The sequence below is a fragment of the Kitasatospora sp. NPDC043949 genome (assembly GCF_056435365.1).
In genome coordinates, this window is record NZ_JBWKEQ010000049.1 from 1 (window position 1) to 22,740 (window position 22,740).

Annotated in this window: 19 protein-coding genes and 3 pseudogenes; 11 read left to right on the plus strand and 11 right to left on the minus strand. The window is 69.9% G+C overall.

The genetic code is table 11. The features are described 5' to 3' along the window. Positions 1 to 261: 261 nt before the first annotated feature. Entirely contained in the window at positions 262 to 1,032 is a 771-nt protein-coding gene (locus AC07AL_RS30465; RefSeq protein ID WP_478318982.1) for a cytochrome c biogenesis CcdA family protein, read from the minus strand. A gap of 529 nt (positions 1,033 to 1,561) precedes the next feature. On the opposite strand from AC07AL_RS30465, the gene AC07AL_RS30470 reads away from it, so the two are divergent. Then, the gene (locus AC07AL_RS30470) at positions 1,562 to 2,056 is read left to right on the plus strand and encodes a hypothetical protein (protein ID WP_478318943.1); all 495 of its coding nucleotides are present in this window, start codon (positions 1,562 to 1,564) and stop codon (positions 2,054 to 2,056) included. 440 nt (positions 2,057 to 2,496) lie between these two features. On the opposite strand, the gene AC07AL_RS30475 is transcribed toward AC07AL_RS30470, so the two are convergent. Both AC07AL_RS30475 and AC07AL_RS30480 read right to left on the minus strand, forming a co-directional pair. Further along, positions 2,497 to 2,907 (minus strand): hypothetical protein, encoded by a 411-nt coding sequence (locus AC07AL_RS30475; RefSeq protein ID WP_478318944.1) that lies wholly within the window; start codon positions 2,905 to 2,907, stop codon positions 2,497 to 2,499. A 352-nt stretch (positions 2,908 to 3,259) separates the two neighbouring features. Continuing rightward, positions 3,260 to 3,808, minus strand: coding sequence for a SixA phosphatase family protein (locus tag AC07AL_RS30480; protein WP_478318945.1), 549 nt, complete (start codon positions 3,806 to 3,808; stop codon positions 3,260 to 3,262). 138 nt (positions 3,809 to 3,946) lie between these two features. Between AC07AL_RS30480 and AC07AL_RS30485 the strand changes: the two genes are divergently transcribed. From AC07AL_RS30485 to AC07AL_RS30510, 6 genes and pseudogenes are all read left to right on the plus strand, one after another. Then, positions 3,947 to 4,297, plus strand: coding sequence for an ArsR/SmtB family transcription factor (locus AC07AL_RS30485; protein WP_400985764.1), 351 nt, complete (start codon positions 3,947 to 3,949; stop codon positions 4,295 to 4,297). Continuing rightward, positions 4,297 to 4,755, plus strand: a complete 459-nt coding sequence (locus AC07AL_RS30490; protein WP_400985763.1) for an SRPBCC family protein — start codon at positions 4,297 to 4,299, stop codon at positions 4,753 to 4,755. The genes AC07AL_RS30485 and AC07AL_RS30490 overlap by 1 nt, the downstream gene beginning before the upstream one ends. A 59-nt stretch (positions 4,756 to 4,814) precedes the next feature. After that, positions 4,815 to 5,165: pseudogene (locus tag AC07AL_RS30495) on the plus strand (MFS transporter); the annotation flags it as partial. Positions 5,166 to 5,226: 61 nt separating this feature from the next. Next, positions 5,227 to 5,298, plus strand: a pseudogene (locus AC07AL_RS30500) (hypothetical protein); the annotation flags it as partial. A 37-nt stretch (positions 5,299 to 5,335) separates the two neighbouring features. Next, positions 5,336 to 5,860, plus strand: a complete 525-nt coding sequence (locus AC07AL_RS30505; RefSeq protein ID WP_400985761.1) for an MFS transporter — start codon at positions 5,336 to 5,338, stop codon at positions 5,858 to 5,860. 17 nt (positions 5,861 to 5,877) lie between these two features. Further along, positions 5,878 to 6,396: a pyridoxamine 5'-phosphate oxidase family protein gene (locus tag AC07AL_RS30510; protein ID WP_400336135.1), complete on the plus strand. Its 519-nt coding sequence runs from the start codon at positions 5,878 to 5,880 to the stop codon at positions 6,394 to 6,396. A 43-nt stretch (positions 6,397 to 6,439) separates the two neighbouring features. On the opposite strand, the pseudogene AC07AL_RS30515 reads toward AC07AL_RS30510, so the two are convergent. Continuing rightward, positions 6,440 to 6,827 (minus strand): annotated as a pseudogene (locus tag AC07AL_RS30515) (Tn3 family transposase); the annotation flags it as partial. Between the two features lie 44 nt (positions 6,828 to 6,871). Then, positions 6,872 to 7,597: a TetR/AcrR family transcriptional regulator gene (locus AC07AL_RS30520; RefSeq protein ID WP_363587092.1), complete on the minus strand. Its 726-nt coding sequence runs from the start codon at positions 7,595 to 7,597 to the stop codon at positions 6,872 to 6,874. Positions 7,598 to 7,692: 95 nt separating this feature from the next. Between AC07AL_RS30520 and AC07AL_RS30525 the strand changes: the two genes are divergently transcribed. Further along, positions 7,693 to 8,817, plus strand: a complete 1,125-nt coding sequence (locus AC07AL_RS30525) for an FAD-dependent oxidoreductase (protein WP_400985759.1) — start codon at positions 7,693 to 7,695, stop codon at positions 8,815 to 8,817. Positions 8,818 to 9,107: 290 nt separating this feature from the next. Here the strand turns inward: AC07AL_RS30525 and AC07AL_RS30530 are convergent, their stop codons facing one another. Next, on the minus strand, positions 9,108 to 9,548 hold the full coding sequence (locus tag AC07AL_RS30530) for a hypothetical protein (protein WP_400985757.1): 441 nt from the start codon (positions 9,546 to 9,548) through the stop codon (positions 9,108 to 9,110). Between the two features lie 400 nt (positions 9,549 to 9,948). Between AC07AL_RS30530 and AC07AL_RS30535 the strand changes: the two genes are divergently transcribed. From AC07AL_RS30535 to AC07AL_RS30545, 3 genes are all read left to right on the plus strand, one after another. Further along, positions 9,949 to 11,397 (plus strand): alkaline phosphatase family protein, encoded by a 1,449-nt coding sequence (locus tag AC07AL_RS30535; RefSeq protein WP_478318948.1) that lies wholly within the window; start codon positions 9,949 to 9,951, stop codon positions 11,395 to 11,397. A 550-nt stretch (positions 11,398 to 11,947) separates the two neighbouring features. Beyond that, complete coding sequence (locus AC07AL_RS30540; protein WP_478318949.1) at positions 11,948 to 12,457, plus strand: hypothetical protein; 510 nt, start codon at positions 11,948 to 11,950, stop codon at positions 12,455 to 12,457. Between the two features lie 461 nt (positions 12,458 to 12,918). After that, positions 12,919 to 14,238 carry an ALF repeat-containing protein gene (locus AC07AL_RS30545; protein WP_363587100.1) on the plus strand — a complete coding sequence of 440 codons (1,320 nt, stop codon included), beginning with the start codon at positions 12,919 to 12,921 and terminating at the stop codon, positions 14,236 to 14,238. A gap of 366 nt (positions 14,239 to 14,604) precedes the next feature. Here AC07AL_RS30545 and AC07AL_RS30550 read toward each other — a convergent pair whose 3' ends face one another. The 5 genes from AC07AL_RS30550 to AC07AL_RS30570 form a co-directional block, all read right to left on the minus strand. Next, positions 14,605 to 16,314: an ABC transporter family substrate-binding protein gene (locus tag AC07AL_RS30550; protein ID WP_478318950.1), complete on the minus strand. Its 1,710-nt coding sequence runs from the start codon at positions 16,312 to 16,314 to the stop codon at positions 14,605 to 14,607. A gap of 50 nt (positions 16,315 to 16,364) precedes the next feature. Next, positions 16,365 to 18,497, minus strand: a complete 2,133-nt coding sequence (locus tag AC07AL_RS30555) for a dipeptide ABC transporter ATP-binding protein (protein WP_478318951.1) — start codon at positions 18,495 to 18,497, stop codon at positions 16,365 to 16,367. After that, on the minus strand, positions 18,494 to 19,492 hold the full coding sequence (locus AC07AL_RS30560) for an ABC transporter permease (RefSeq protein ID WP_400985747.1): 999 nt from the start codon (positions 19,490 to 19,492) through the stop codon (positions 18,494 to 18,496). Before AC07AL_RS30560 ends, AC07AL_RS30555 begins: the two co-directional genes overlap by 4 nt. A 1-nt stretch (position 19,493) precedes the next feature. Continuing rightward, positions 19,494 to 20,477 (minus strand): ABC transporter permease, encoded by a 984-nt coding sequence (locus AC07AL_RS30565; RefSeq protein ID WP_363587103.1) that lies wholly within the window; start codon positions 20,475 to 20,477, stop codon positions 19,494 to 19,496. 321 nt (positions 20,478 to 20,798) lie between these two features. Next, positions 20,799 to 22,241: an MFS transporter gene (locus AC07AL_RS30570; protein ID WP_478318952.1), complete on the minus strand. Its 1,443-nt coding sequence runs from the start codon at positions 22,239 to 22,241 to the stop codon at positions 20,799 to 20,801. Positions 22,242 to 22,740: the final 499 nt, after the last annotated feature.

Sequence of the window (22,740 nt, forward strand, 5' to 3'; positions counted from 1 at the left end):
TCGATGATCCACTGGGCCATGGTCAACTCCATGACCAACCGCCTGACCGCCAGCCCCGACAAAATCGGGCAATACCTCCGCCCGAAACCTCTCGCAGCAGCCTAAATCGGTATCGAACACCCTCTGAGGTCACATCGGTCGCCGAGCTCACAACACGGCCGCTGATCAGCCGGGACGGAGAACCGGCGCTGGGGCGCTGGGCAAAAGAGGCGCCTACCGGTCCCACCGGTAGGCGCCTCACTGTCTTCTCGGGCTGGGACGCTAGATGGACACGAGTCCGGACTGATCGAAGTTGCTTGCCCATTCCCTGATGATTCCGATCATCTGGTCCCAAGCTCCTGTCAGCAACAGGACTCCTACGATGACTAGCATGCCGCCGCCCAGCCTCATGACCAGGAGGTAATGCCGTTTCACCCAGCCGAATGCTCCGAGTGCGCCACGGAAGGCGACTGCCGTCACCAGAAAGGGAAGGCCCAGGCCTACGCAGTAGGCGGCGCTGAGCAGGGCTCCCCGTCCGGCGCTCGCCTGTTCCATGGCGAGCACCTGTACTGCGCTGAGTGTCGGTCCCAGGCATGGTGTCCATCCCACGTCGAAGACCACGCCGAGCACGGGGGCTCCGATCAAACCGACAATCGGCCGTCGGTGCAATCTGAACTCGCGCTGAGCAAATTTTGGCAGCAAGCAGGCGAACGTCAATCCCATGAGGATTGCAAACGCTCCGGATACTTGTTGAATAATACGCTGATGCTGCTGGAGGAAATATCCGAACGATCCAAATAATGCTCCTGCGGATACGAACACGATCGTGAATCCTGCAACGAAGAGGGTGGCGCCGAGTAGAACTCGGCCGCGTTTTCTACCCTCGGCGTCGGCAAGGTCCGCAGCAGAGAATCCAGTGACATAGGGCAAGTAGCCTGGGACGAGAGGGAGGACGCAAGGAGAAAGGAACGACACAAGGCCTCCGAGCATCGCCACCGGGATTGCGAGGAATAGGGCACCGGTGAAGATGGTCTGACTCCCGTCGAAAACCAGAACGACTCGCGCTGTCTAGCTCACGACGCCACCGCGATCACGGCAAAACGCACCTTTTGTCGAAAGGCGGACAACGAGACGAGCGCGTGAGGGCGCTGAATCAGAGTGCAGCACATGAAACAAAGCCTCTCACGGTAGTGGACGGGGCTTGAATGCAGGGGCGACCGACCGTATTTGGCCAGGGCCAGGGCAGCGGTGCGCACCTCTCCACTCACTCCCGTGGCCCGCCTGTCAGACCCCACGCCTCGTCGACCGGGACAGCCGGCTTCTGGTACCCGTCGCCTGCGCGGCGGATGGAGGTATACCGGGAGATGAGCGAGGCCGACGACTGTGTGTTCGGCGGCACCCTGCACCACTGGTGGCTGCGCGCCCAGCTCTACCGAAACCCAGAGGGCGACCGCATCCACGCCGCCGTCAGGGCTGGCACCACCCCCGGCACCTCCGCGGCGCGGACGGCGGCGGGACGGCGGCGGCGCCGACCTGGTGGCCGCCGACGACGCACTGGCGCGCGGCCTGCTTGGATACAGGTATGAACAGCGGCAGCCATCAGGAATCGGGCCTCTCGAAGAGTGTCTGGAGCGACACCGACTTCGAGGAGATGGGATGGCACGACGCCACCGTCCACGGCCTGTACGTGCAGCAGACGCGAGACGTCCTGCCTCGGCTTCTGCTCGACCTCGACTACATCGTCCGCTGGGTCCACCCGGTCCGGCCGGCAAAGAACTTCTCCTTCTGGATCGCCCCTGCGACGCTCGTCTTCGAAGAGGTCTGGGACCTTGAGGGCGACCTCGGTTTCAAGGGCATGCATCCGGAGCTGGAGATCGACTCGGTGCGCCGGCTGGCGCCGGACGACGGCAGGCAGGACTGGCCGCAATGGCACGTCGAAGGCCACTCGTTCGACCTGAAGTTCCGCGCGTCGGGCTTCCGTCAGTACTTCCGCGATACCCCGCGGCTCACGTCGGTCCAGGCCCTGTCCGCAGCCGAGCGCGGAGGCTGCTGCTTCACCGAGGTCGGCTTCAGCTGAGCAGGTCCGGTCCCGCGTCCTCGACCGGGAGCGGGTGACACCACTCGGCAGTACGCCACAGGCCTCGTCCCGAACCCGGTCTGACCAGAGCTCAACTCCCGGCCGATGGTGCCCGAAGGGACCCGCCCGCCGAGACGGTAGCCATCGCTGGACCGGGTTCGGACCGTCGGCGAGCGGCTGAACGCCCTATCCGCCCGCCTGTCGGCCAGGGCTGAGGTGCCGTCGCCGACCCATGCACCCCCACGCACCGCGCTCGAACTCGAACTCGAACTCGACTGACTCCGGGACGGCCAGCGGCCCTGACACCGGCCATGGGGCGCCCGGCCACCGGTGTGTGACCGCCACGGTGGCCGGGCTCTGAACCCCGGTGGCACGGGTCCGGACGATGAAGAGGGGGATGTCCACCGTCCGAACCACGCTCTCGACCACCGGTCCTCTTCTCACCCCGATCCGCCCCCGCAAACCACCAGGCATCGCAGAAGGCCACCGGCAGTGGCGACGACGTCCAGGGCGTGCTCGGAGAACACCCTGCCCTGGCCGTCCCGCTCGGGGCGCAGCGCGGACAGCTTCGCCCCGGCTGGGAGCAGGGCGGCGGCCTCGCGGCGCCCGGTCGCGGTCAGGGTCCACAGCTTGCGGTTGTCCGGCAGGCGCAGATCCTCCCGCACCCTCCCGGCGGCCTCCAGGTCGACCACGGCGTCGCGGGTCGCCCGATCGTTGCGCTGTCCCGGCAGGACCAGATGCCGCAGCTCCCGCCCGGTGGCGCGCCGGAACAGGCCATGGCCGGGCTTGTGGACGCTGGCCCATCGCGGCGGTCTGGGTGTCCAGGCCCTCACCGTCTGGGTCTTTCGCACCGAGGCGGACACGCTGGAGACTGGCTCGGCAGGAACGCAGCCTCGCCGGTCTTCCTCGGTCTGCCGACGATTCGACAGCATCGCAGCCCCCGCCGTGCAGTGAGGCTCAGCACGGCACGCCTGCGACGCTGTCGTCCAGGCACGACGGCGTCGGGCCCTGAGTCCTGTCCGACAAATGACCAGACAAATGAGCAGTTGAACACCTCATCGGACAGACGTCGACCGCCGGATGTCGCTGGCGACGAGGTCACCGGGCGGTCTGGAACCGGTAGACCTTCCGGCCGCCGGCGGGCCCGGCCAGGGTGGTGGGGCGTGGGACGCCGGACGCACCGACGCCTCGAGGTGCACCGTCTCAACCCTGCGACGGCGTCCAGAACGCGGTGATCCTCGCGACTCCGGGCCCGATCCTCTGCCAGGAACCGTCGAACTCGAGGACGGCCACGGAGGCGGTCGGGAACCCAGACTCCTCCACCCGCCGCGAGAGGTCGCCGTCGGCCGTTCCGACGAGGAGCCGGACCAGCTCGGACAGGCTCGGATTGTGTCCGACGACGACCAGGTCGCCCACGTCGTCCGAACTCCCCCGCACCATCGCGACCAGCTCGCCGATCCCCGCTTCCCCCCGATGGATCTCCACACTGAGGTCGTAGAGCCCCTGCTCGTGGACCGTCTCGGGGAGCCGCGGCAACGCGGCGCCCACACGTTCCCAGGTCTCCCTGGTCCGGCGGGCGCCGGACACCCGCGCGAGATCGGGCGTGATGCCGGAACCCGCGAGCCATCGTCCGGCCCGGGACGCCTCCTCCCGCCCCCACTCGTCGAGACGCCGTTCCCTGTCGACCGCCGTCTCCCGTTCGGCCTGCGCATGACGGATCAGGACGAGCCTCCGGCCGGTACCCACGATCACGTTGACCTCCCCCTGTCCGCGGGCCGTGGCGCCGCCCGGCGGAATCGCCTGATCCGTTGCATCCGAACACTATCCGGCGCGAGTTACGCAGCAAGGAAGCACTTGACTGTAAATATGTGCCGACTCATAGTTAAGTACATGCCTAACTATGGTGGATCGCTGGACCGGGTGTTCCAGGCGCTGGCGGATGGAACGCGCCGGGCGATGGTGCAGCGCCTGATCCGTGGGCCTGCGCCGGTCAGCGAACTGGCCAGGCCACTGGAGATGTCGCTACCGGCGGTCATACAGCACATCCAGGTGCTGGAAGCGTGCGGGCTGGTCAGATCCGAGAAGGTCGGCCGCGTCCGCACCTGCCGCATCGAGCCGGAGGTACTGCGGACGGCCGAGGACTGGCTTGCCGAGCAGCGCACGTCCTGGGAATGGCGCCTGGACCAGCTCGGCGACTACCTGCTCGATGATCCCGGCACACCGGAGCAAGGGAACTTGTGATGATCGACCGTTCTGTCACGCACGCCACGTTCACCCTCGAACGCCTCTACCCGGCCACGGCGGCCCGGGTGTTCGCGGCATGGGCCAACCCGAAGGCGAAGGCCCGCTGGTTCTCCACCCCCGATGCGGAGCATGAACTGGACTTCCGGGTCGGGGGCCGGGAGGTCAACCGCAGCCACCCGGACAGCGGCCTGTCGATGACGTTTGAGTCGTTGTACCGCGACATCGTCCGGGACGAGCGCATCGTCTACACCTCCATGTTGCACGTGGAAGACGACCTGGCGACGGTATCGCTGACGACCGTGGCGTTCTGCCCGGCCGATGGGGGCACCCGGCTGGTCCTCACCGAGCAGGGCGCCTTCCTCGATGGCCGGGAGGAGCCCTCCTGGCGGAAGCACGGCACGGGCGACTGGCTTGACGCGCTGGGCGTCGAGCTGGGTACGGGAGGGCGCGAGTGAGCCCGCGGGCGGCCGCCTTGAGGTGGCGGGCGCTGGTGTTGCTGGGCACGGCGTTCTTCATGACCATCCTGGACGGGACCAGCTTGCTCACCGCCCTGCCGGCCGTCGAGCGGGAGTTTCGGGTGCACGGCACCACCGTCCACTGGGCGGTCACGGCCTACGCGCTGGCCTTTGCCGGCCTGCTGCTGCTGTGCGGCCGCGCCGCGGATCTGCTCGGCCGCCGCAGGGTCTTCCTGGCCGGGATGTCGCTGCGCGTGTTGGCCTCGTTGGGACGCGGGTTCGCCCCGACGGTCGAAGCCCCGGTTGCGGCCCGCGCTTTGCAGGGTGTGTCGGCCGCCATCATCGCCCCCGCAGCCTTGCCCATGGTGATGAACGCCTTCGCCGAAGGCAGCGAGCGGAACAGGGCACTGGGAATCTGGGGGTGGGATCAGAGGGTTCGGTGCCACCGCCGGGCTGCTGCTCGGCGGCCTGATCACCAGTACGCTCGGCTGGCAGTGGGTCTTCTGGACCGACGTCCCGGTCGGGGTGGTGGTGCTGATCCTCGCGCCGGTGATACTGCCTCACGGCCGGGGTGATGACCGTGGCGGCCGTCGTCGGCGCTCTGGTCTGCCAGCGGGTTGTGACCAGGATCGGCGTGCGTCCGGTCGCGACCGTCGACACTGCCCTGCTCGGTGGAGCCTGCCTGCTACTCACCCTGGTGGTGCCCGAGCACAGCTCACCGGAACTGCTGACATTTGCCCTGTTGGTCTTCGGGGCGGGCATGGGCACCGCCACCGTCTGTACGCAGATCACGGCGTTCACCGGTGTCGCTGAACGGCACTCCGGTCTGGCCGCCGGACTCGCCGATACCTGCTTCGCGGTTGGTACCGCCCTCAGCGTAGCCATCGCCGGCAGCGTTGTCGCCGCGCAGGCACCCACGCCTGGGATCGCCGCGCCGCAGACGCTGGTTCCCGGTCATCAGGCCGCGTTCGGCGTGATCGGCCTCGTCGCGGCAGTGGGCGTGGTCATCGCTCTGGCCGTGCTCGGCAAGCGATCGGCACCGGTCACCAGAGAGACCGCGACGCCTCCCGTCGACCAGATCGTGACCGACCCCATTTCCAACTGACCCATTGAGGAGCTTCCATGTCAGACCGTGACCCGGTCGCCGAGATCGGACCCTTCAGCGACTCAGGCGCCGACGCGACCCCCTGGCCGACCGCACTGCGTGAGCTGGAGCAGGCGCGACTGTTCTGGCTGTCCACCGTCCGGCCCGACAGCCGGCCCCACGTGACACCGTTGCTGGCCGTCTGGACCGGCGGCGCCCTGTACTTCGCCACCGGTGACCAAGAGCGCAAGACGCGTAACCTCCACGCGAACGACCACTGCGTCATGACGACCGGCACGAACGTCCTCGACGGTATCGACATCACCATCGAGGGACGTGCCGAGTTGGTGTGCGATCCGGCTGAACGCAGCACCACCGCCGACGCCTACGAGAGCAAGTACGGCGACCTGCTGACGAGCCCGGACGGCACCTGGCACGGCCTCGGTGGCACCATCCGCTCCGGCAAGGTCCTGCTGTACCGCATCGACCCGGAGGCCGGATTCGCCTTCGGCAAGGGCGAGACGTACAGCCAGACCCGCTACCGCTTTCAACACTGACCGCTGACTCCGCGGGCGCGTGTCAGACGGCCGAGCGCTGGCCCGTGAACCTGCGCAGGATCGCCTCGGTGGACGCGGTACGGGTCCGGATCGCGGTCGCGTACTTGACTATCTGATCGTGCTGCTGGGTGATGAGTTCCCAGCGGATCGGGCGGGTCAGCGCCGGGGCCAGCTGCGGGTAGGCGTCCGGCTCGCCGGCCCGGCCGGTACAGCTTCACCTTGTTGATCCGCTTGGTCCTCGGCAGCAGATCAAAGTTCAGCAGCCTCGTGACGCCGAACCCGATTTCCGACTGGCCGTGCGAGTCCGTGTAGTTGGCCTCCACGTCCATGGTGGTGTCGTGCCGCATCGTGCCCTCGATCATCGCAGCGACCTCGGAGGCGGTGCAGTTGATCAGCTGGGAGTGGATGGCCAGGGACTTCTTCTCCACGTGCCTTGTGATCGTCTCGGCGCCATGTGGCCACCGCACGCCGCGGGTCAACCGGATGTGGGCCGCAGATTGTTCATGAGCAGGCCGAGGGCGAACTCGAAGCGGTCGTGTCCGGTGCCGGAGATCAGCTCGGCGGCATGGCGTCGGGTGTGCGGAAACTTCTCGGCGGGCAGTGCGGTGAAGCGGTCCAGCAACTCCTCGTGGCTGAGCACCCATTCGTGATCCTGGTGCCGGCGCCGTTGCCGGACCAGCGACTGCTCCAGTGCATAGGCGCTGACGTAGAGGGAGAGCGCGTCGCGGGCCCATCCGGCCGTCCTCGGTTCGATGCCGCCCGCGAGCAGGATCGCCAGGATTCCTTCGCCGACTCGCAGCGTTTCCAGGTTGGTCGGCACCATGGCCAGCGCGGCGCGCGAGATTCCAGGGTATTCCAGGTACAGGTCGCGGATCTGTGTGTACACCCCGAGCAGCTGCTCGCGCCAGGCGGCCGGGTCCGGTTCGGGGAGCATGACCTCGGCGTAGAGCCTGCCGATCAGCAGATCGTCGATGTCGTCCTTGTTGACGATGTGCGCGTACAGCGACGACGGACCGGTGCCGAGCACGGCGGCGACCCGGCGGATGGTCAGCGCGTCATACCCCTCGGTGGCGACGACCTCCAGGGCGGCGTCGGTGATCCGTTCGACGGTGATCGGCTTCTTGCGTGGCGCCGACGCGGCGACCTCCGCTGCGGGTTGGGCGTGGCGAGCTGCGCGGCGTTGGCGGGGATCGGCGGACATGCCGACCACTATACCTTGACGCGATCTAAGTTCGTTGATTAGAACTTAGATCACCGAAACGAACTAAGTTCGTACCGATGTTCCGGAGGTATGCGATGCGAGTTTCCATTGTCGGAGCAGGCCTGGGAGGCCTGGCCCTCGCGCAGGGTCTGCGCGGTGCCGGGATCGAGGCCGACGTGTTCGAGCGTGACCCGGGGATCGCCGCACGATTCCAGGGCTACCGGCTCGTGCTGGACCCGATCGGTTTCCAGGCGGTGCGCGACTGCCTGCCGACGCGCTGGCACCCGCTGCTGGACGAGATCGTCATGGACGCCTCCGCCGAGCAGCTGATCCTGGACCCGCAGCTGAACGAGATCGGCAGGCTCGGCGCGGGCCGGACCGGCATCGTGGTCGACCGGCAGGTACTGCGACACCTGTTGCTGACCGGCCTCACCGTGCACACCGATGCCGCGCTGACCGGCTACGACGTGCTGGCCGACGGCAATGTCCAAGCCCAGTTCGCCCGCCGCGACCCGGCCACCGCCGACCTGCTCGTCGGCGCGGACGGCGTCACCTCCGCGGTCCGCGAGGTGCTGTCGCCGCAGACCACCCCGACCGACACCGGCGTCCGGTTCGTCATCGGCCGCACCCCGCTGACCGACGAGTTCGCCGGCCTGTCCAAGGCATACGGCTCGAAGATCGCGGGCGACGGCGTCAGCCTGCTGCTCGGCGCGATGCGCTTCCGTACCCCGCCGAAGCAGGCCACCCAGCAACTGGCCCCCGAAGTCACGCTGCCCGACATCGGCGACTACGTGCGCTGGGCCATGATCCTGCCGCCGAACGGCTCACCGGAGAACCTGACCGCGCAGGACACCGTGCTGTCCAGGATGGAAGGGTGGCACCCGCAGCTACGCACGCTGATCGAGCAGGCCGACCCGGACAACAGCACCCTGCTGTCCATCCGGGTGGTCAAGCCCGGTGAGCGCTGGGCGTCCGGTCCGGTCACGCTGCTCGGCGACGCGATCCACGCCATCTCCCCGACCGGCGGCAACGGTGCGAACACCGCACTGCGCGACGCCGACCTGCTGCGCCGCTGCCTGATCGAGGCACGCGAAGGCCGCCAGGATCTGCTCAGTGCGGTCGACGACTACGAGCGGCAGATGTTCGAGTACGGCGCCGAGGCCGTGCGCAGCAGTCTCGAGAAGCTGCCGGCCTTCGCCCCCGAAGCGAAACTGTCCTGAGGTCGAAGTTCACCTTGCGCGATCAACCGGACCCGCCCGCTCGTGGACATCCTGATCTCCGCCAGCTGACGACGCGGCCGACTACTGGAGGCCAGCGACAAGATCGTTCGGCCGTTGGCAGCGCACGGTGGCGCGTCGGCCCCGCACGCGCGGGGGTGGGTCGCTCGGTTGGGTCGCCCGCCGGTCGAGCAGTCGCAGCCCGTCACGCGCCCGTGGGCCAGCCTTTGTCAGGGCGGGTCGATGTGGGTCGACGGTTCGGCTCGACGCGAGTGTGCGCTGGTGGTCCCCGATCAGCGGCGGCCGGTGGCCAGGATGACGAGGAACTGGCCGCCGCCCGCCTCGATGTCGGCGGTCACCGGCAGCCCCGGTGCCAGTCGGGAGAACCGGTCCACCAACCAATCCGCCGCGTCCTGGGCGTCCTGCCTGGTCGGACAACGGCCCACCATCTCGCGGCCCCCCTTGCGCTCCAGCCTCGTGGCAACGGTGATCAGCGGCGCGGGTTCGGCCACGTACAGGCGGTCCGGCCAGGCGATGACCACCTTGACCGCGCCCTTGCGGGTGTTGCACCCGCGGTGCGCGAGCCGCTCGGCGACCTTGGCCTTCCGGTCGGCGGTCCGGCTGTCAACGCTGGGCCCCCTGGGATCGTTCACCGACTTGTCGGGGTCGACCGGTTCGTCGCACACCCAGCATCGCCAGCCGTCGCGCTCAGCCACATCATCGAGGAGACTCACCCGGACAAACTAGCTTGCCCGGCCGCCACCCCGCGCACCAGGGCCTCGGCAACCAGGTGAGCGGTGGTCCACGTTGTTCCTGAACGACGGGCGAATGATCGGGAATCTGCGGTCACCACCCGACTTTGCCGGCCTCTGGTAGAAGGTCACCGTGGTGACCGTGCCCCGGAGGCCCGGCTTCGAACAGCGTACGGACCGCCCCCCGCCCGGCGTTCGGGCATCCCTTCGGAGCTGTCAGCAGCGTGGTGCGGGGGCGCCTTCAGTGCCTGTCGGGTACCTGACATTCCTTGGCTGTTCATCCGCCGTCTCCACTGCCTCGAAGCTCCCGGGGGAAGGCCACAGGTGGTCCGGTGCGGTGACATCCCGCACGCGCACCGGCGCGACGGAGAGGGTGGGGCTGATGTCCGGAATAACCCGACGGAGGCTGCTGGGATCGGCGGCCGGCGCGATGGGAGCGGCAGCGGCGATGAGCCTGCTGCCACCGAGTGTCCAACGAGCGGTAGCGGCGGGGGTACCGAAGGCCGGTTCGCTGCGGGACGTCCAGCACGTGGTCCTGCTGATGCAGGAGAACCGGTCCTTCGACCACTACTTCGGCACGCTGGCCGGTGTCCGCGGCTTCGCGGACCCGAACGCGCTGCGGCTGGACAACGGACGCTCGGTGTTCTACCAGCCCGACAGCGTCAACCCGGACGGCTACCTGCTGCCGTTCCACCTGGACACCCTCACCACGAGCGCGCAGGCGATCCCGTCCACCAGCCACTCCTGGTCGGTGCAGCACCGGGCCTGGAACGGCGGGAAGATGGACCGGTGGCTGTCCGCGCACCGGCCCGCCGACGGCGTCAACGGCCCGTACGTGATGGGGTACTACACCCGGGAGGACATCCCCTTCCAGTTCGCCCTGGCCGAGTCGTTCACCATCTGCGACAACTACTTCTGCTCGGTCCAGGGACCGACCTGGCCCAACCGGCTGTACTGGATGACGGGTTCGATCGGAGCCGACGGCGGCCAGGGCGGCCCGATCATCAGCAACTCGGCGCCCGAGCCGCTGACCTGGAAGACCTACCCCGAACAGTTGGAGGCGGCCGGCGTCAGCTGGCAGGTCTACCAGGAAGCCGACAACTACGGCACCAACATGCTCTCGCTCTTCAAGAGCTTCCAGCAGGCCGCGCCCGGCAGCGCGCTGCACCGCAAGGGCATGACGGCCCGGCCGGCCGGCACCTTCGAGGACGACGCGCGCAACAACCGGCTGCCCGCCGTCTCCTGGATCCTGCCGACCGGCTACCAGTCCGAGCACCCGGACTACCTGCCCGCCGCCGGTGCCGACTACGTCGCCTCCAAGATCGAGGCGGTCGCCTCGAACCCCGAGGTCTGGGCGAAGACGGTGTTCATCCTCAACTACGACGAGAACGACGGGCTGTTCGACCACGTGCCGCCACCGGTGCCCCCGACCGCCACGCCGGGCGAGTTCGTCGGCGGTCTGCCGATCGGCGGCGGCTTCCGGGTGCCGTGCATCATCATCTCGCCCTGGACGGTGGGCGGCTGGGTCGCCGGCGAGGCCTTCGACCACACCTCGGTGCTGCAGTTCCTGGAACGGTTCACCGGAGTCCGGTCGGCCACCGTCACCGACTGGCGTCGCAACGCCTTCGGGGACCTCACCTCGGCCTTCCAGTTCAACGGCGGCGTGTGCAAGGCCCCGGCGCTGCCCCCGACCGCCGAGCAGCTCGAACTGGCCAAGTACGAGGTGTCGAACTATCCGGCGCCCGCCCTTCCGGGCGCGGGCCAACAGTTCCCCACCCAGGAACCCGGCGACCGGCCGCACCGGCCGCACCGACCGCACCGACCCCGATAACGCCCAGTAGCACCCGGCGGCCTTCGGCCAGGGCCCGGGCCGAAGGCCGCTGCGCACCGCCAGCGGGGCCTACGCCGCGTCAGACCGGCGTCCCAGCCACCGCGACGCTATTGCCGATCGTCAACGTGACCGCCCGTCCCCGAGAGTGCGGTCCGGGAGGTCCGTGCTGAACCCGCGACGGCCACGGCCACCGGGGGTTCGAACTGCACCGAAGCGCCGAGCAACTCGACAGCCTCACCGACGTCCCCGAAGCATCAGGCCGCACCATCCGATGGCGGCTGTCCGCAACGTCGCGGTCGAGGAGTTCCGGAACCGGAGCAGCGACGCGCCACGTCGTCGGCGCGCATTCATCTGGAGCCGAGGTGAATCCGGCCGACGCCAGGTGGAAGAGGCCGCTGCACGAGCAGCAGCCGCACAGCAGATCACGACAGCCACCTGATGACGACCGCTGCTTGACGGAGCTGATTCCACACAATGATGCGGTTGACGGTCCTTCGACCGCGCCGGAGCGGTAAGTTGACGGCTGCCGACTATGGAAAGAAGCACCGACGTGACCATCGACCAGGCTGCCCTCGGCAGCGCCGTGAAGGCAGTCGCCGCCGCCGCACACGCCGATGACCCGGCTGCGCTGTACCGCGCCGTGATGCCGCCGGCGGGCACGGACACGCCTCCGGCCGAGGCCGCCAACTGGTTCGGGTCGCTCCTCATTCACCTGGCGCTCGCCGCGGCGAGCGCTTCGCGGTTGGAGCGGGGCTGCCCCCGGGAGACCGTCGCGGGGTGGATCGGGGAGGTGCTGGGCCCGCTGCCCACCCCCGCGCTGCTGCGCGCTGCGGATCCCGGCCGCATCGACCACGTCGAGGCGGTGCGCGCCGTAGCGGACTACTCCCGGTGCCGCGAGTACGCCGTCGACCTGGTCCGGGTGGGCCTGACCGAGCCGGATGAAGCACCGGACGAGCGAGGCGTCGATGCCCACTGTGCGGTGACGAACGACAAGGACGCGCGGATCACCGTGATGGCGATGCTCGGCCGCCTCGCCGCCGTTCCCGGCGGGCGAGGTTGACGGCACCTCCCCGGTGGTGCGCGGGGCGTCGGGCCGCCTTCGGGTCGCTCGGCTCGGCCTCGCCGCTCGGCCGGACGCCTTCGCCGGGCTGCCGGGGGATCAGGCCGGCGTAGACGATCTCCACGGCCGGCTCAGCCGCCCCAACCGAAGCTGTCGAGAGTCACGGTCGGAACGGGGGCGCCGACCGGGGCCGCACCGACCGGGCCGGTGCGGAGCGGGCGGCGGGTGTGCCGGGCCCGGGGTGTGGACGGCGCGGACCGGGACGGCGTCCCGAACGGGTAGGGACGGGGACCCCGGGCAGCTCTCCCGGCTGGTGTGACCAGGCGGTGCGCGACGAAGCCGAAGCGTGGGACGTGACGGAAATGTGTTCGCCAGCGGGGGGTACCGTTGCTATACGATCACTCGGCCGACCGTCGCGAGGCCGCGACTGGCTCATCCGTGTTGCAGATCCCGGGGGACCGTTGAAGATCCGTCATTCGCTCGCTGCCGTCCTCCTCGCCGCAGCCGCCGCGCCCGTCGCCCTGGGCGCCGCCCCGGCGTTCGCCGACACCGTCCCGACGGGGCAGGAGCAGACCGACCCGGCCGAGACCAAGGCGGACGAGGAGAACCGGGCGGCGATCGAGAGGCTGCTCGTCTACCCGAACGACTACCTGCTCACGGCTCCGAGCGACTACCTGCGCGAGCACGCGGGCCAGGCCCTCGCCGGCACCCCCGCGGACCGGGCGCACTTCCTCGCGGTGGAGGCGGACAGGATCCGCCGGGACGACGCGCGGATCGCGATCCTGCGGACCATGAACGCCGCCGGCCCGGCCGTCACGAAGGCCGCCAACGCCGCGTTCGGCTCGAACGACCTCGACGTGTTCCGCGCCTACCTGAACGTCGGCCAGTACACGGCCCGGACCGAGGACGAGAACCGCGCCAAGCTGCAGCAGCTCCTCGACGACCCGAACAGCGGACCGGGTGTGCGCGAGGGCGCCCAGCAGGCACTGGCGGGAACCGCCGCGGATGTCGAGCGCTTCCTCGACACGGGGCTGAAGACGGCCGCCGAGCACGACGACCGGGTCCTGCTCAGCCAGATCATGTCCCACGGCGGCCCGGCGGTGAAGAAGGCCGCCAACGCCGCGATGTCCGGCACCGTCGAGGACGTCCGCGCCTTCCTGAAGACCGGCCAGTACGTCGCCCGGGCGGAGGACGAGAACCGCGCCAAGGTCCAGGACGTCCTCGCCGACGCGGGCACCGGCCGCCACGTCCGGGAGGCGGCCGAGAAGGCGCTCGCCGGCAGCGCGGCGGACGTCGAGAACTTCCTGAAGACGCAGCTGGAGCCACTGCGGGCGAGCGACGACCGGATCCACGTCTCGCAGCTCGTCGAGGCCGGGGGGCCCGAGGTCCGCAAGGCCGGCCTCGCCGCGCTCGACGGCGGCATCGCGGAGGTCCGGGCCTTCCTGAAGGAGGGCCAGTTCACCGCCCGGGCCAAGGACCAGGCCGCCGCGAAGACCTCTGCCGAAACCGCTACGGAGACCTCGCGGAGCGGCTCCGGTACCACCCGGGCGGTCACCACCGTGACCCCCGACGCCACGGTCGCCCCCGTCTCGGCCGCCGGCGGCACGACGACCACCGCGACGACGACCACCGCCACCACGGACGGCCGGAGCACCGCCGGTGGCTCGCTGGCCGCCACCGGCTCGACCGCCCCGCTCGGGCAGCTCGGCGCCGCCGCCGGCGCGGCCGTCGTGCTGGGCGCCGGCGCGGTCGTCGCCTCGCGCCGCCGCTCGCAGGCCTGATCACCCTCCTCCGCCGGCCGGTCCACACCTCGCGCCGGCCGGCGGAGCGTTCCCTGCACACCCGGTCCCACGCCCACGGACGGGCCGCGCGCCCCACGCTTGGTCCCGGCCCCCGCCCGTACCCGCTCCCCCGCCCCGCGTGGTGCAGATCCCCCCTTCTCCAGCACGCGGGACGGACACCCGGCCACCGCTCCACACCCCCGGCGCCGTCCACCCGGAGGCGCACGGCCGGCGTTGAGGCGCGACGGCCCCCGGGCGGGAGCGCCCGGGGGCGGCGGCGAGCTGCGGGGCCGCGGCGTCCTCGGCCCCGCTCGTCAAATGGTGCTGCTCACGAGCGGGCCCCGCAGGGGCGCCGAAACACCGGTGCTACTTCTGCCAGCCGATGGTCTCGGGCAGCGGGCTGTAGAAGATGGTGGCACCGACGTTGGCGAGGCCCTTCCTGATGCCGTAGGTGGAGGGGCCGCTGTAGAGCGGCAGGAAGGCGTACTGCTGGAGGGCCTTCTGCTCGACCTTGTTGACGGCCGCGACCTGCTGGCCGAGGTCGGCGATCTCGCCGGTGGCGCGGATCTCCTTGTCCAGCTCGGGAGTTCCGGCTCCGGTGATGTTGGAGTCGCGGTCCGAGCAGTAGAAGTCGCACAGGTATCGCGCGCCGAAGGGGTCCGTCGAGCGGTTGCCGGAGATGAACAGGTCGAAGCGGCGGTCGCTGAGCACCTTGGAGAAGTCGTTCTCGGAGACCTTGTTGACGTTCACCTTCACGCCGACGGCCTTGAGCATCGCGGTGAGCGCTCCGGCGGTGGCCTTCTCGATGGGGTCGTCGCCGAGCACGGTGTAGCCGAGCTCGAGTTGCTTGCCGTCCTTGGCGCGGATGCCGTCGGCTCCGGGCTTCCAGCCGGCCGCGTCCAGGGTCTTCCGCGCCTCCTGCGGGTCGTACTTCAGGACAGCGGCGACGTTGTCCTGGTAGCCCTGCTGGAAGCTGTAGAGCACCGCCGAGCCGGGCAGCGGCTCCGTGTAGTCGAGGCCCTGGAACCGGATCTTCGTGATCTGCGGACGGTCGATGCTCTCCTGCACCGCCTTGCGGACCTGGACGTCACCGAGGAACGGGGACTTGGCGTTGAGGTACAGCGCGTACTCGAAGGGGCTGCCGCCGCTGCGGATCTCGGCGTCCTTGACCGTCCTCACCTGCTTGAGGTTCTCCGCGGTCCCGACGGGGGCGTAGTCGAGTTCGCCGTTCTTGAAGGCGTTGATCGAGGCGGCGCTCTCCAGGTTGACGTAGACGCGCTTGTCGAGCTTGCCCGGCCGGCCCCACCAGTTGGGGTTGCGCACGAAGGTGATGTTGCCGGAGTGCTCGTCCCAGGTGCCCACGGTGTACGGTCCGGTGCCCCATTCGGGGTGGGCCGTCTTGACGTACGCCTTGTTGAAGTTGTCGACGGTGGCGGCCTGGGGGTGCAGGAAGGTGGTGAACAGCGCGGACCAGGAGGCGTTGACGCCCTTGAAGGTGATGACCGCCTGCTTGTCGTCGGCGCCCCGGGTGACGGAGGTGATGCGGTCGTAGCCGTCGGTGGAGGAGGCCGCGTAGTCCTTGTCCGAGCCGTTGTTGGCCTTCCAGGTGGCTTCGATGGCCCGCCAGTCGATGGGGGTGCCATCGTTGAAGACGGCCTTGGGGTTGAGGGTGATGACGACCTTCTGGTCGCCGCCCTCGACCGAGACCTTCACGTCGCTGTAGTAGTCCGGGTTGTACTGGACCTCGCCGGTGGGCGAGTAGGTGATGGCGTGGGCGTTGTACCAGGACCAGATCCGCGAGGAGTTCAGGGTGCCGTTGACGTTGAAGGGGTTGCCCTGCTCGTCGAAGGTCCCCGCGGTGGTGTAGGTGCCGCCGTCCTTGATGTTCTCGTACGGCTGGGGGTTGTAGTCGGTGACCGAGGACGCGATCTTGGCGGCGTTCTCGGCGTTCGGCCCGGAGGATCCGCCGGGGGATCCGCCGGAGGCAGACGAGGAGGAGGACGAGGAGGAGCACGCGGTGGCGGCGACCAAGACGGCCGCGGCGAGCGCGAGGGGCAGGGCGAGCTTCCGGCGCATGGGTTGTCCTTGGTGGGAATCGGTGAGAAGGGGGTGGGACGGGGCGGGTGTCAGACCGCGTGGCAGGCGTACTGGTGGTCGGAGCCGTCCGGGGCGCCGACGGTCGCCGGCCGCTCGGTGCGGCAGCGGGTCCGTACGCTCTCGTCGGCCTCCCGGTACAGCGGGCAGCGGTCGACGAACACACAGCCCTCCGGCAGCCGGGTGGCACTGGGCTGCTCGCCCGCGAGGACGACGCGCTCGCGGTGGCGCTCGCGCTCCGGGTCGGGCACCGGGATCGCCGACAGCAGGGCCTGGGTGTACGGGTGCCGGGGTCGGGCGAAGATCTCCTCGGTGGCACCGGACTCGACGATGTGCCCGAGGTACATCACCGCGATGCGGTCGGAGACGTAGCGCACCACGGCCAGGTCGTGCGCCACCACCAGGTATGCCAGGCCCAGTTCGCGCTTCAGTCGGGCGAGCAGGTTGATGATCTCGGCCTGCACGGAGACGTCCAGCGCGGACAGCGGTTCGTCCAGGACCAGGAGTTTCGGCTCGCGGGCCAGGGCGCGCGCGATGCCGACGCGCTGGCGCTGGCCGCCGGACAGGGCGGCGGGGAAGCGGTCGCCCATGGCGCGGTCCAGGCCCACCAGGTCCAGGAGACGGGTGACCCGGGACCGGATGGCCGTCCGGTCGGCACCGGCGGCCTGGAGCGGTTCGGCCAGCAGGTCGAAGACGGTCAGGCGGGGGTCCAGGGCGTCCGTCGGGTCCTGGAGGACGATCTGGACGTCGCGCCGCAGCTCGCGCACCTGGGCCGCCGACCGCAGCGTGGCGACGTCGGTGCCGGCCACTTCGATGCGACCGCCCTCGGGGGCGCGCAGCCGCAGCACCTCGCGCAGCGTGGTGGTCTTGCCGCTGCCGGACTCCCCCACCAGGCCCAGGGTCTCGCCCGCGCGCAGTTCGAAGTTGACGTGGTTGACCGCGTGCAGGGTTCCGACCCGGCGTTTGAGGAGGGCCCCCTTGGTGACGGGGAAGGTCTTGACCAGGTCCTCCACGCGCAGGACCACCTCGCCCGCGGTCCGCTCTCCGGCGCGGGACGGCGGCACGGGAGCGGCGCGCCCGGCCGGGTCGAGGGTTCCGTCGGCGATCTCCCGCGCGCGGTGGCAGGCGACGCGGCCGCGCTGCCCGCCCGATGCGGTCAGGTCCGATGCGGTCAGGTCCGGCGCGGTCAGGTCCGGTTCGGTGGTCCGGCACACGTCCTGGGCCACCGCGCAGCGGGGCGCGAAGGGGCAGCCGCCGGGCAGGCCGACCAGGGAGGGCGGCTCGCCGCCGACCGGGATCAGGGGCCGTTCGACGCCGCTGTCCACGGTGGGGACGCTGGCCAGCAGCCGGGCGGTGTAGGGCATCGTGGGGCGGCGGAAGAGCTCGTCGACGCTCGCGTGCTCGACGATCCGTCCGGCGTACATGACGGCGACGTCGTCGGCGTGGCCCGCCACCACGCCCAGGTCGTGGGTGATCAGGACGAGGCCGGCGCCGGTCTCGCGCTGGGCCAGGCGCAGCACGTCGAGGATCTGCGCCTGGACGGTGACGTCGAGCGCCGTGGTGGGCTCGTCGGCGACGAGGACCGAGGGCTTGTTGGCGATGGCCAGGGCGATGACGACGCGTTGGCGCATGCCGCCGGAGAACTCGTGCGGGAACGACTTGGCGCGTTCGCGCGGGTCGGGGATGCCGACCAGGTCGAGCAGTTCCACCGCCTGCTCCCACGCGTCCTTCTTCGACAGTTCCCGGTGCACGCGCAGGGCCTGGGAGAGCAGCCGACCGACGCTGAAGATGGGCGTGAGCGCGGACATCGGGTCCTGGAAGACCATGCCGATGTCCTTGCCGCGCACCCGGGAGAGGCCCTTGTCGTCCATCGCCGCCAGGTCGCGGCCGCCCAGCAGGATCCGGCCGCCGAGGCGCGCGGTGGGCGGCAGCAGGCCCATGACGGCGAGGGCGGTGGCGGACTTGCCGGAGCCGGACTCGCCGACGATGCCCAGGGTGCGCCCTGGCAGCAGATCGAAGCCGATGCCGCGCACGGCCTCCACCGGTCCGGCCTCGGAGGGGAAGGAGACGCTCAGGTCGCGTACGGACAGAACGGGTGCGGGCTCGGTGGGCCCGGCCGGGGAGCCGGCCACGGGCCCGGTGTGGTGGGCGGGTGCGAGGGTCATCGTCGGCCTCCTGCCGCGCCGGTGGTGGACGTGGGGTCGAGGGCGTCGCGCAGGCCGTCGCCGACGAAGGTCATCGAGACGGTGAGCAGGACGGTCAGCCCGGCGGGGAAGGCGAAGAGCCATGGGGCGCTGGTGATGGTGCCCGCGCCGTCGGCGAGCATCGTGCCCAGCGACACGTCCGGGGTCTGCACGCCGAAGCCCAGGAAGGACAGGGCGGTCTCGCTGAGCACGGTGGAGACCACGCCCAGGGTGAGGTTGACGATGAGCAGGGAGCCCAGGTTCGGGATGATGTGGCGCACCACGATGCGCAGGGGGCGCACGCCCATGTACTCCGCGGCGCGCACGTAGTCGCGCTCGCGCAGGGACGTGGACACCGACCAGACCACGCGCGCGGTGGACATCCAGCCGAACACCGTCAGCACGAGGATGAGGACCCGCCAGTCGCCCGCCAGCCGGTGCGAGACCAGGGCGAGGATGAGGAAGGAGGGCACGATCAGCAGGAAGTGGATGACGGCGAGGGTGGTCTTCTCCACCCGGCCCCCGAAGTAGGCCGCGCCCGCGCCCACGACCGCGGCGATGGCGACGGTCAGCACGGACACGCTCACCGCGATCACGAGCGAGCGCTGGAGGCCGTGCACGGCGGCGGCGTAGACGTCGTTGCCGCCCTGGTTGGTGCCGAACCAGTGCTCGGCGCTGGGGGCCTGGGTCAGTGCCGAGAAGTCGGCGTCCGCGTAGCCGTACGGGGTGAACAGGTCGCCGAGCGCGCTGAACAGCACGAGCAGCAGGAAGATCACCACGCCGGCGACGGCGATCCGGTTGCGCAGGAAGCGCCGTAGGTAGAGACGGCGACGGCCCAGATAGTGCCCGTCGTGCCCGTCGTGCACGTCATGCCTGTCGCGCCCATCGTGCCCGGTGGGCGGCGGATCGGCGGCTCGCGCGGGTGCGATGGCGAGTACGCCTTCGGAGGTCGCGTCGGGGCTCACAGGGGTGCCCATCTCAGCTCACCCGCACTCTCGGGTCGAGGAGAACGGTGGCGATGTCCGCGAGGATCGCACCGATCGCGGTCAGGGCGGCGGCGAAGGCGGCGGTCGCCACGGTGCCGTGCACGTCGTTCTTGCCGATGGTCTGGATGAAGTACTGGCCCATGCCGTTCCAGCCGAAGATCGTCTCCGTGAGGACCGCGCCGGTGAAGACGGCCGGGATGCTGAAGGCCACGGACTGTGCGGTGGGGATCAGGGCGGTGCGCAGGGCGTGTCGGCGGATCGCCTGGGCACGGGTGAGCCCGGTGGCCCGGGCGGTGCGCACGAAGTCGGAACCGATGACGTCCAGCAGCAGGGAGCGCTGGGTGAGGTGGTAGCCCACGTAGCCCGTCAGGGTGAGCGTCAGCGTCGGCAGGATCAGGTGCAGCAGCCGGTCACCGACCGTCGCCCAGAACCCTTCCACGCCGGGCGAGTTCTCCCCCGCGACGTACAGGAAGTGCCAACCGGCCTGCTCGTTCAGCCGGATGGCCAGCAGCACCAGGGCAAGGGCGGCGATGGACACCGGGACGTTGAACAGCGCCATGGAGAGGGCCTGGGCTGCCCGGTCCCTCCAGCCGTACTGGCGCGAGGCGGTGTGGACCGCGAGGGCGACACCGACGACGACCGACAGGACCGTCGCGCCGATCACCAGTTCGGCGCTGACGAGGGAGCGGTAGCCGATCTCCCCGTTCACCTGGACCCCGACCGGGGAGCGGCCCCAGTCGAAGTGCAGGACCACGCTGGTCAGCCAGTCCCACCAGCGGTGGAGCAGCGGCTCGTGCGGGTCGAGGTTGTAGGGGGCCAGGGCCCGGGATATCTGCTCCTCGGTGCGGACCGGACGCAGTTCCTTGAAGTTCGAGCGCGGGTCGAGGAACCAACTGGCGAGGAAGTATGTGGCGTTGGTGGCCATGGCGATCACCAGGAACCAGCCCGCCGCCCTGCGTGTCACGTACCGGAGCACGGACGGCACCTCCCCACCAGGTGCGGCGGGTGCGCCTGGGGAACGTCGGGTCTGGAGGAGGTACGCATGCAGGTAGAAACCTTCTGGGGCGAGAGCCGGGTGCACGATCGTGCAGATGCGAGTCTGTGTACGACTGGTGCGCGACGCCAGTGATCTGGGCATATGTACATGGGAACGAAACACCCCCGCAGCAAAGAGGCGTTGAACCCACTCCCCCGTTCACATTCGCAGGTGGCCGGGTCGACGACGTCTTCCCGAAACACCTCGGCTCCCCACACACAGTCGAGCGAACCTGTGGGGCCATGGAGCACAGGTACCTGCTCAGGGGGCGGGCCGGGTACGCAGGGTGCGGTCGGCGAGGGTCGTCAGGACCAGGACGACACCGACGCCGACCATGATCCAGGCGATGAGGTGCATGCCGCGGTCGGAGACGTGGGTGCGGAAGACGATGCCGGTGATTGCGGAAGCGACGATCGAGCCGAGGTAGCCGAAGGTGCGCAGCAGGCCGGAGGCGGTGCCGAGTTGTTCGGCGGGGGCGTGTTCGTAGAGGGCGGTCTGGTTGCCCGCGCCGGACGTGCCCATGACGACGCCGAAGATGAGCGTGACCACCACGACCCATCCGATCCAGCCCGAGGTGCTGAGCAGCAGTACGCCGGCGGATCCGATGAGGCAGGCCAGGGCCGCTGCCATGACCGGTCCGCGCACCGGGTTGTGCCGGGAGACGAGCGAGATCACCAGGCCGGACATGAGCGTCATGGGCAACAGGAGCAGTCCGGCTTCGGTCCCGGACAGGCCGCGGACGCTCTGGGCCCACTGGGTGACGCCGTAGAGCACGACGTACGCGCAGACCAGGACCAGGCCGTAGCGAAGGTAGGTACCGGTCAGGGCCCGGTTGCCGGCGAGCAGGCGCAGGTCGAGGAACGGGGTGCCGGCTCGCAGCTCCCACAGCACCAGGGCGATCCACAGCACGGCGGAGATCGCCAGCAGGTACCAGTGGGCGTCGGGCAGGGCGAACAGGAACAGCAGCAGCGTGATCATCGCGGCGGCGAACCCGGCGATGCCGATGGCATCCAGGGCGGCCGCGACGTCACGGGCGCGTCGACTGCGGTCCGGTGGGCTGTCGGGCGGGCTGTCGGGTGGGCTGTCGGGCGGGACCCAGGCCACTGTCGTGACCAGCGCGACGAGTGCGACCGGAACGTTGATGAAGAACACGGATCGCCAGCCCAGCGTGGCCACCAGAACACCGCCCAGGGGCAGCCCGAGCGAGGCGGTGGCGATGCCGGCGATCTGCAGGCCGCCCAGCACTCCGCCCGGCGGCTTGTCCAGACCGGCGTCCTCGGCGCGGCGGCGGATCAGCAGCATGGCCGTCGGATAGGCGCACGAGGTGCCCGACCCGATCAGTACTCGGCTGATCAGGAGGATCGGAAGACTGTCGGCGGCGCCGCCCATGAGTCCTCCGACGATGACGAGTCCGATTCCGGCCAGGAACACCCGTCGTGGGCCGAACACGTCGGCGGCCTTGCCCGCGGTGGGCTGGGCGATCGCGCTGGCCAGGTACAGGGCCGTGACCAGCGCGGCGGTCTGCCCGATCGACACGCCGAGTCCGTGGGCGATCGGTACGAGGGCCGTGGCGATCAGCGAGCTGTTGATCGGGTTGAGCGCCGAACCGACGAACAACGGGGTGGTGAATCGCCAGGAGAACGGACGCCCGGGCGGTATCCCGTTCACCGGCGGGGCGTTGGTCGTCGGTCCGGGGGCGGGCATCGGAATCTCCAGTACATGGTGGTCGCAGAGGCTCGGCGAGGCGCCCGGGCGACAGCGTGGCGGCATCCGGGGTCGCGGGCTCATCGCTGGTGGAGGACTCGCCCAGGACGTCGGCGACGTGGTCGACGAAGGTGACGGCGGCGGGACGAGGCGTCGCACGGCGCACGCCGGACCAAGGCCTGCACGGCTGACGGCGTGGTTTGTTCGAGTGGATTCGTGTCGCGCAGCGGTGCGACGGCGGTGTGCGGAGGCGGGAGGCGGTCATGACGGTCCGTTGGCCTCCCCTCGTACGCGAGGATATGGGACTCGTGGACTGAGGGAACATCAGTTCGCCGGGACCGACCTCGCGGTGGTGCGGATGATCTGGCCGTTTCCGTGGCGAGGGAGTCTGCCACTGGCGCAGCAGCGGGAGGTTCGCATGGTGGTTTAGGTTGGAATCCACGGGAAGCCGGCGACAGGTCTGACACGAGAGCCCACCAAGCAGTCGCCCGCCTCCTGC

Coding starts and splice junctions, on each gene's coding strand:
- AC07AL_RS30555 (WP_478318951.1), bottom strand. CDS start 18,497: ATGACCCTCGCACCCGCCCACCACACCGGGCCCGTGGCCGGCTCCCCG.
- AC07AL_RS30550 (WP_478318950.1), bottom strand. CDS start 16,314: ATGCGCCGGAAGCTCGCCCTGCCCCTCGCGCTCGCCGCGGCCGTCTTG.
- AC07AL_RS30490 (WP_400985763.1), top strand. CDS start 4,297: ATGATCGACCGTTCTGTCACGCACGCCACGTTCACCCTCGAACGCCTC.
- AC07AL_RS30560 (WP_400985747.1), bottom strand. CDS start 19,492: ATGGGCACCCCTGTGAGCCCCGACGCGACCTCCGAAGGCGTACTCGCC.
- AC07AL_RS30570 (WP_478318952.1), bottom strand. CDS start 22,241: ATGCCCGCCCCCGGACCGACGACCAACGCCCCGCCGGTGAACGGGATA.
- AC07AL_RS30510 (WP_400336135.1), top strand. CDS start 5,878: ATGTCAGACCGTGACCCGGTCGCCGAGATCGGACCCTTCAGCGACTCA.
- AC07AL_RS30525 (WP_400985759.1), top strand. CDS start 7,693: ATGCGAGTTTCCATTGTCGGAGCAGGCCTGGGAGGCCTGGCCCTCGCG.
- AC07AL_RS30485 (WP_400985764.1), top strand. CDS start 3,947: ATGCCTAACTATGGTGGATCGCTGGACCGGGTGTTCCAGGCGCTGGCG.
- AC07AL_RS30470 (WP_478318943.1), top strand. CDS start 1,562: ATGAACAGCGGCAGCCATCAGGAATCGGGCCTCTCGAAGAGTGTCTGG.
- AC07AL_RS30535 (WP_478318948.1), top strand. CDS start 9,949: ATGTCCGGAATAACCCGACGGAGGCTGCTGGGATCGGCGGCCGGCGCG.
- AC07AL_RS30520 (WP_363587092.1), bottom strand. CDS start 7,597: ATGTCCGCCGATCCCCGCCAACGCCGCGCAGCTCGCCACGCCCAACCC.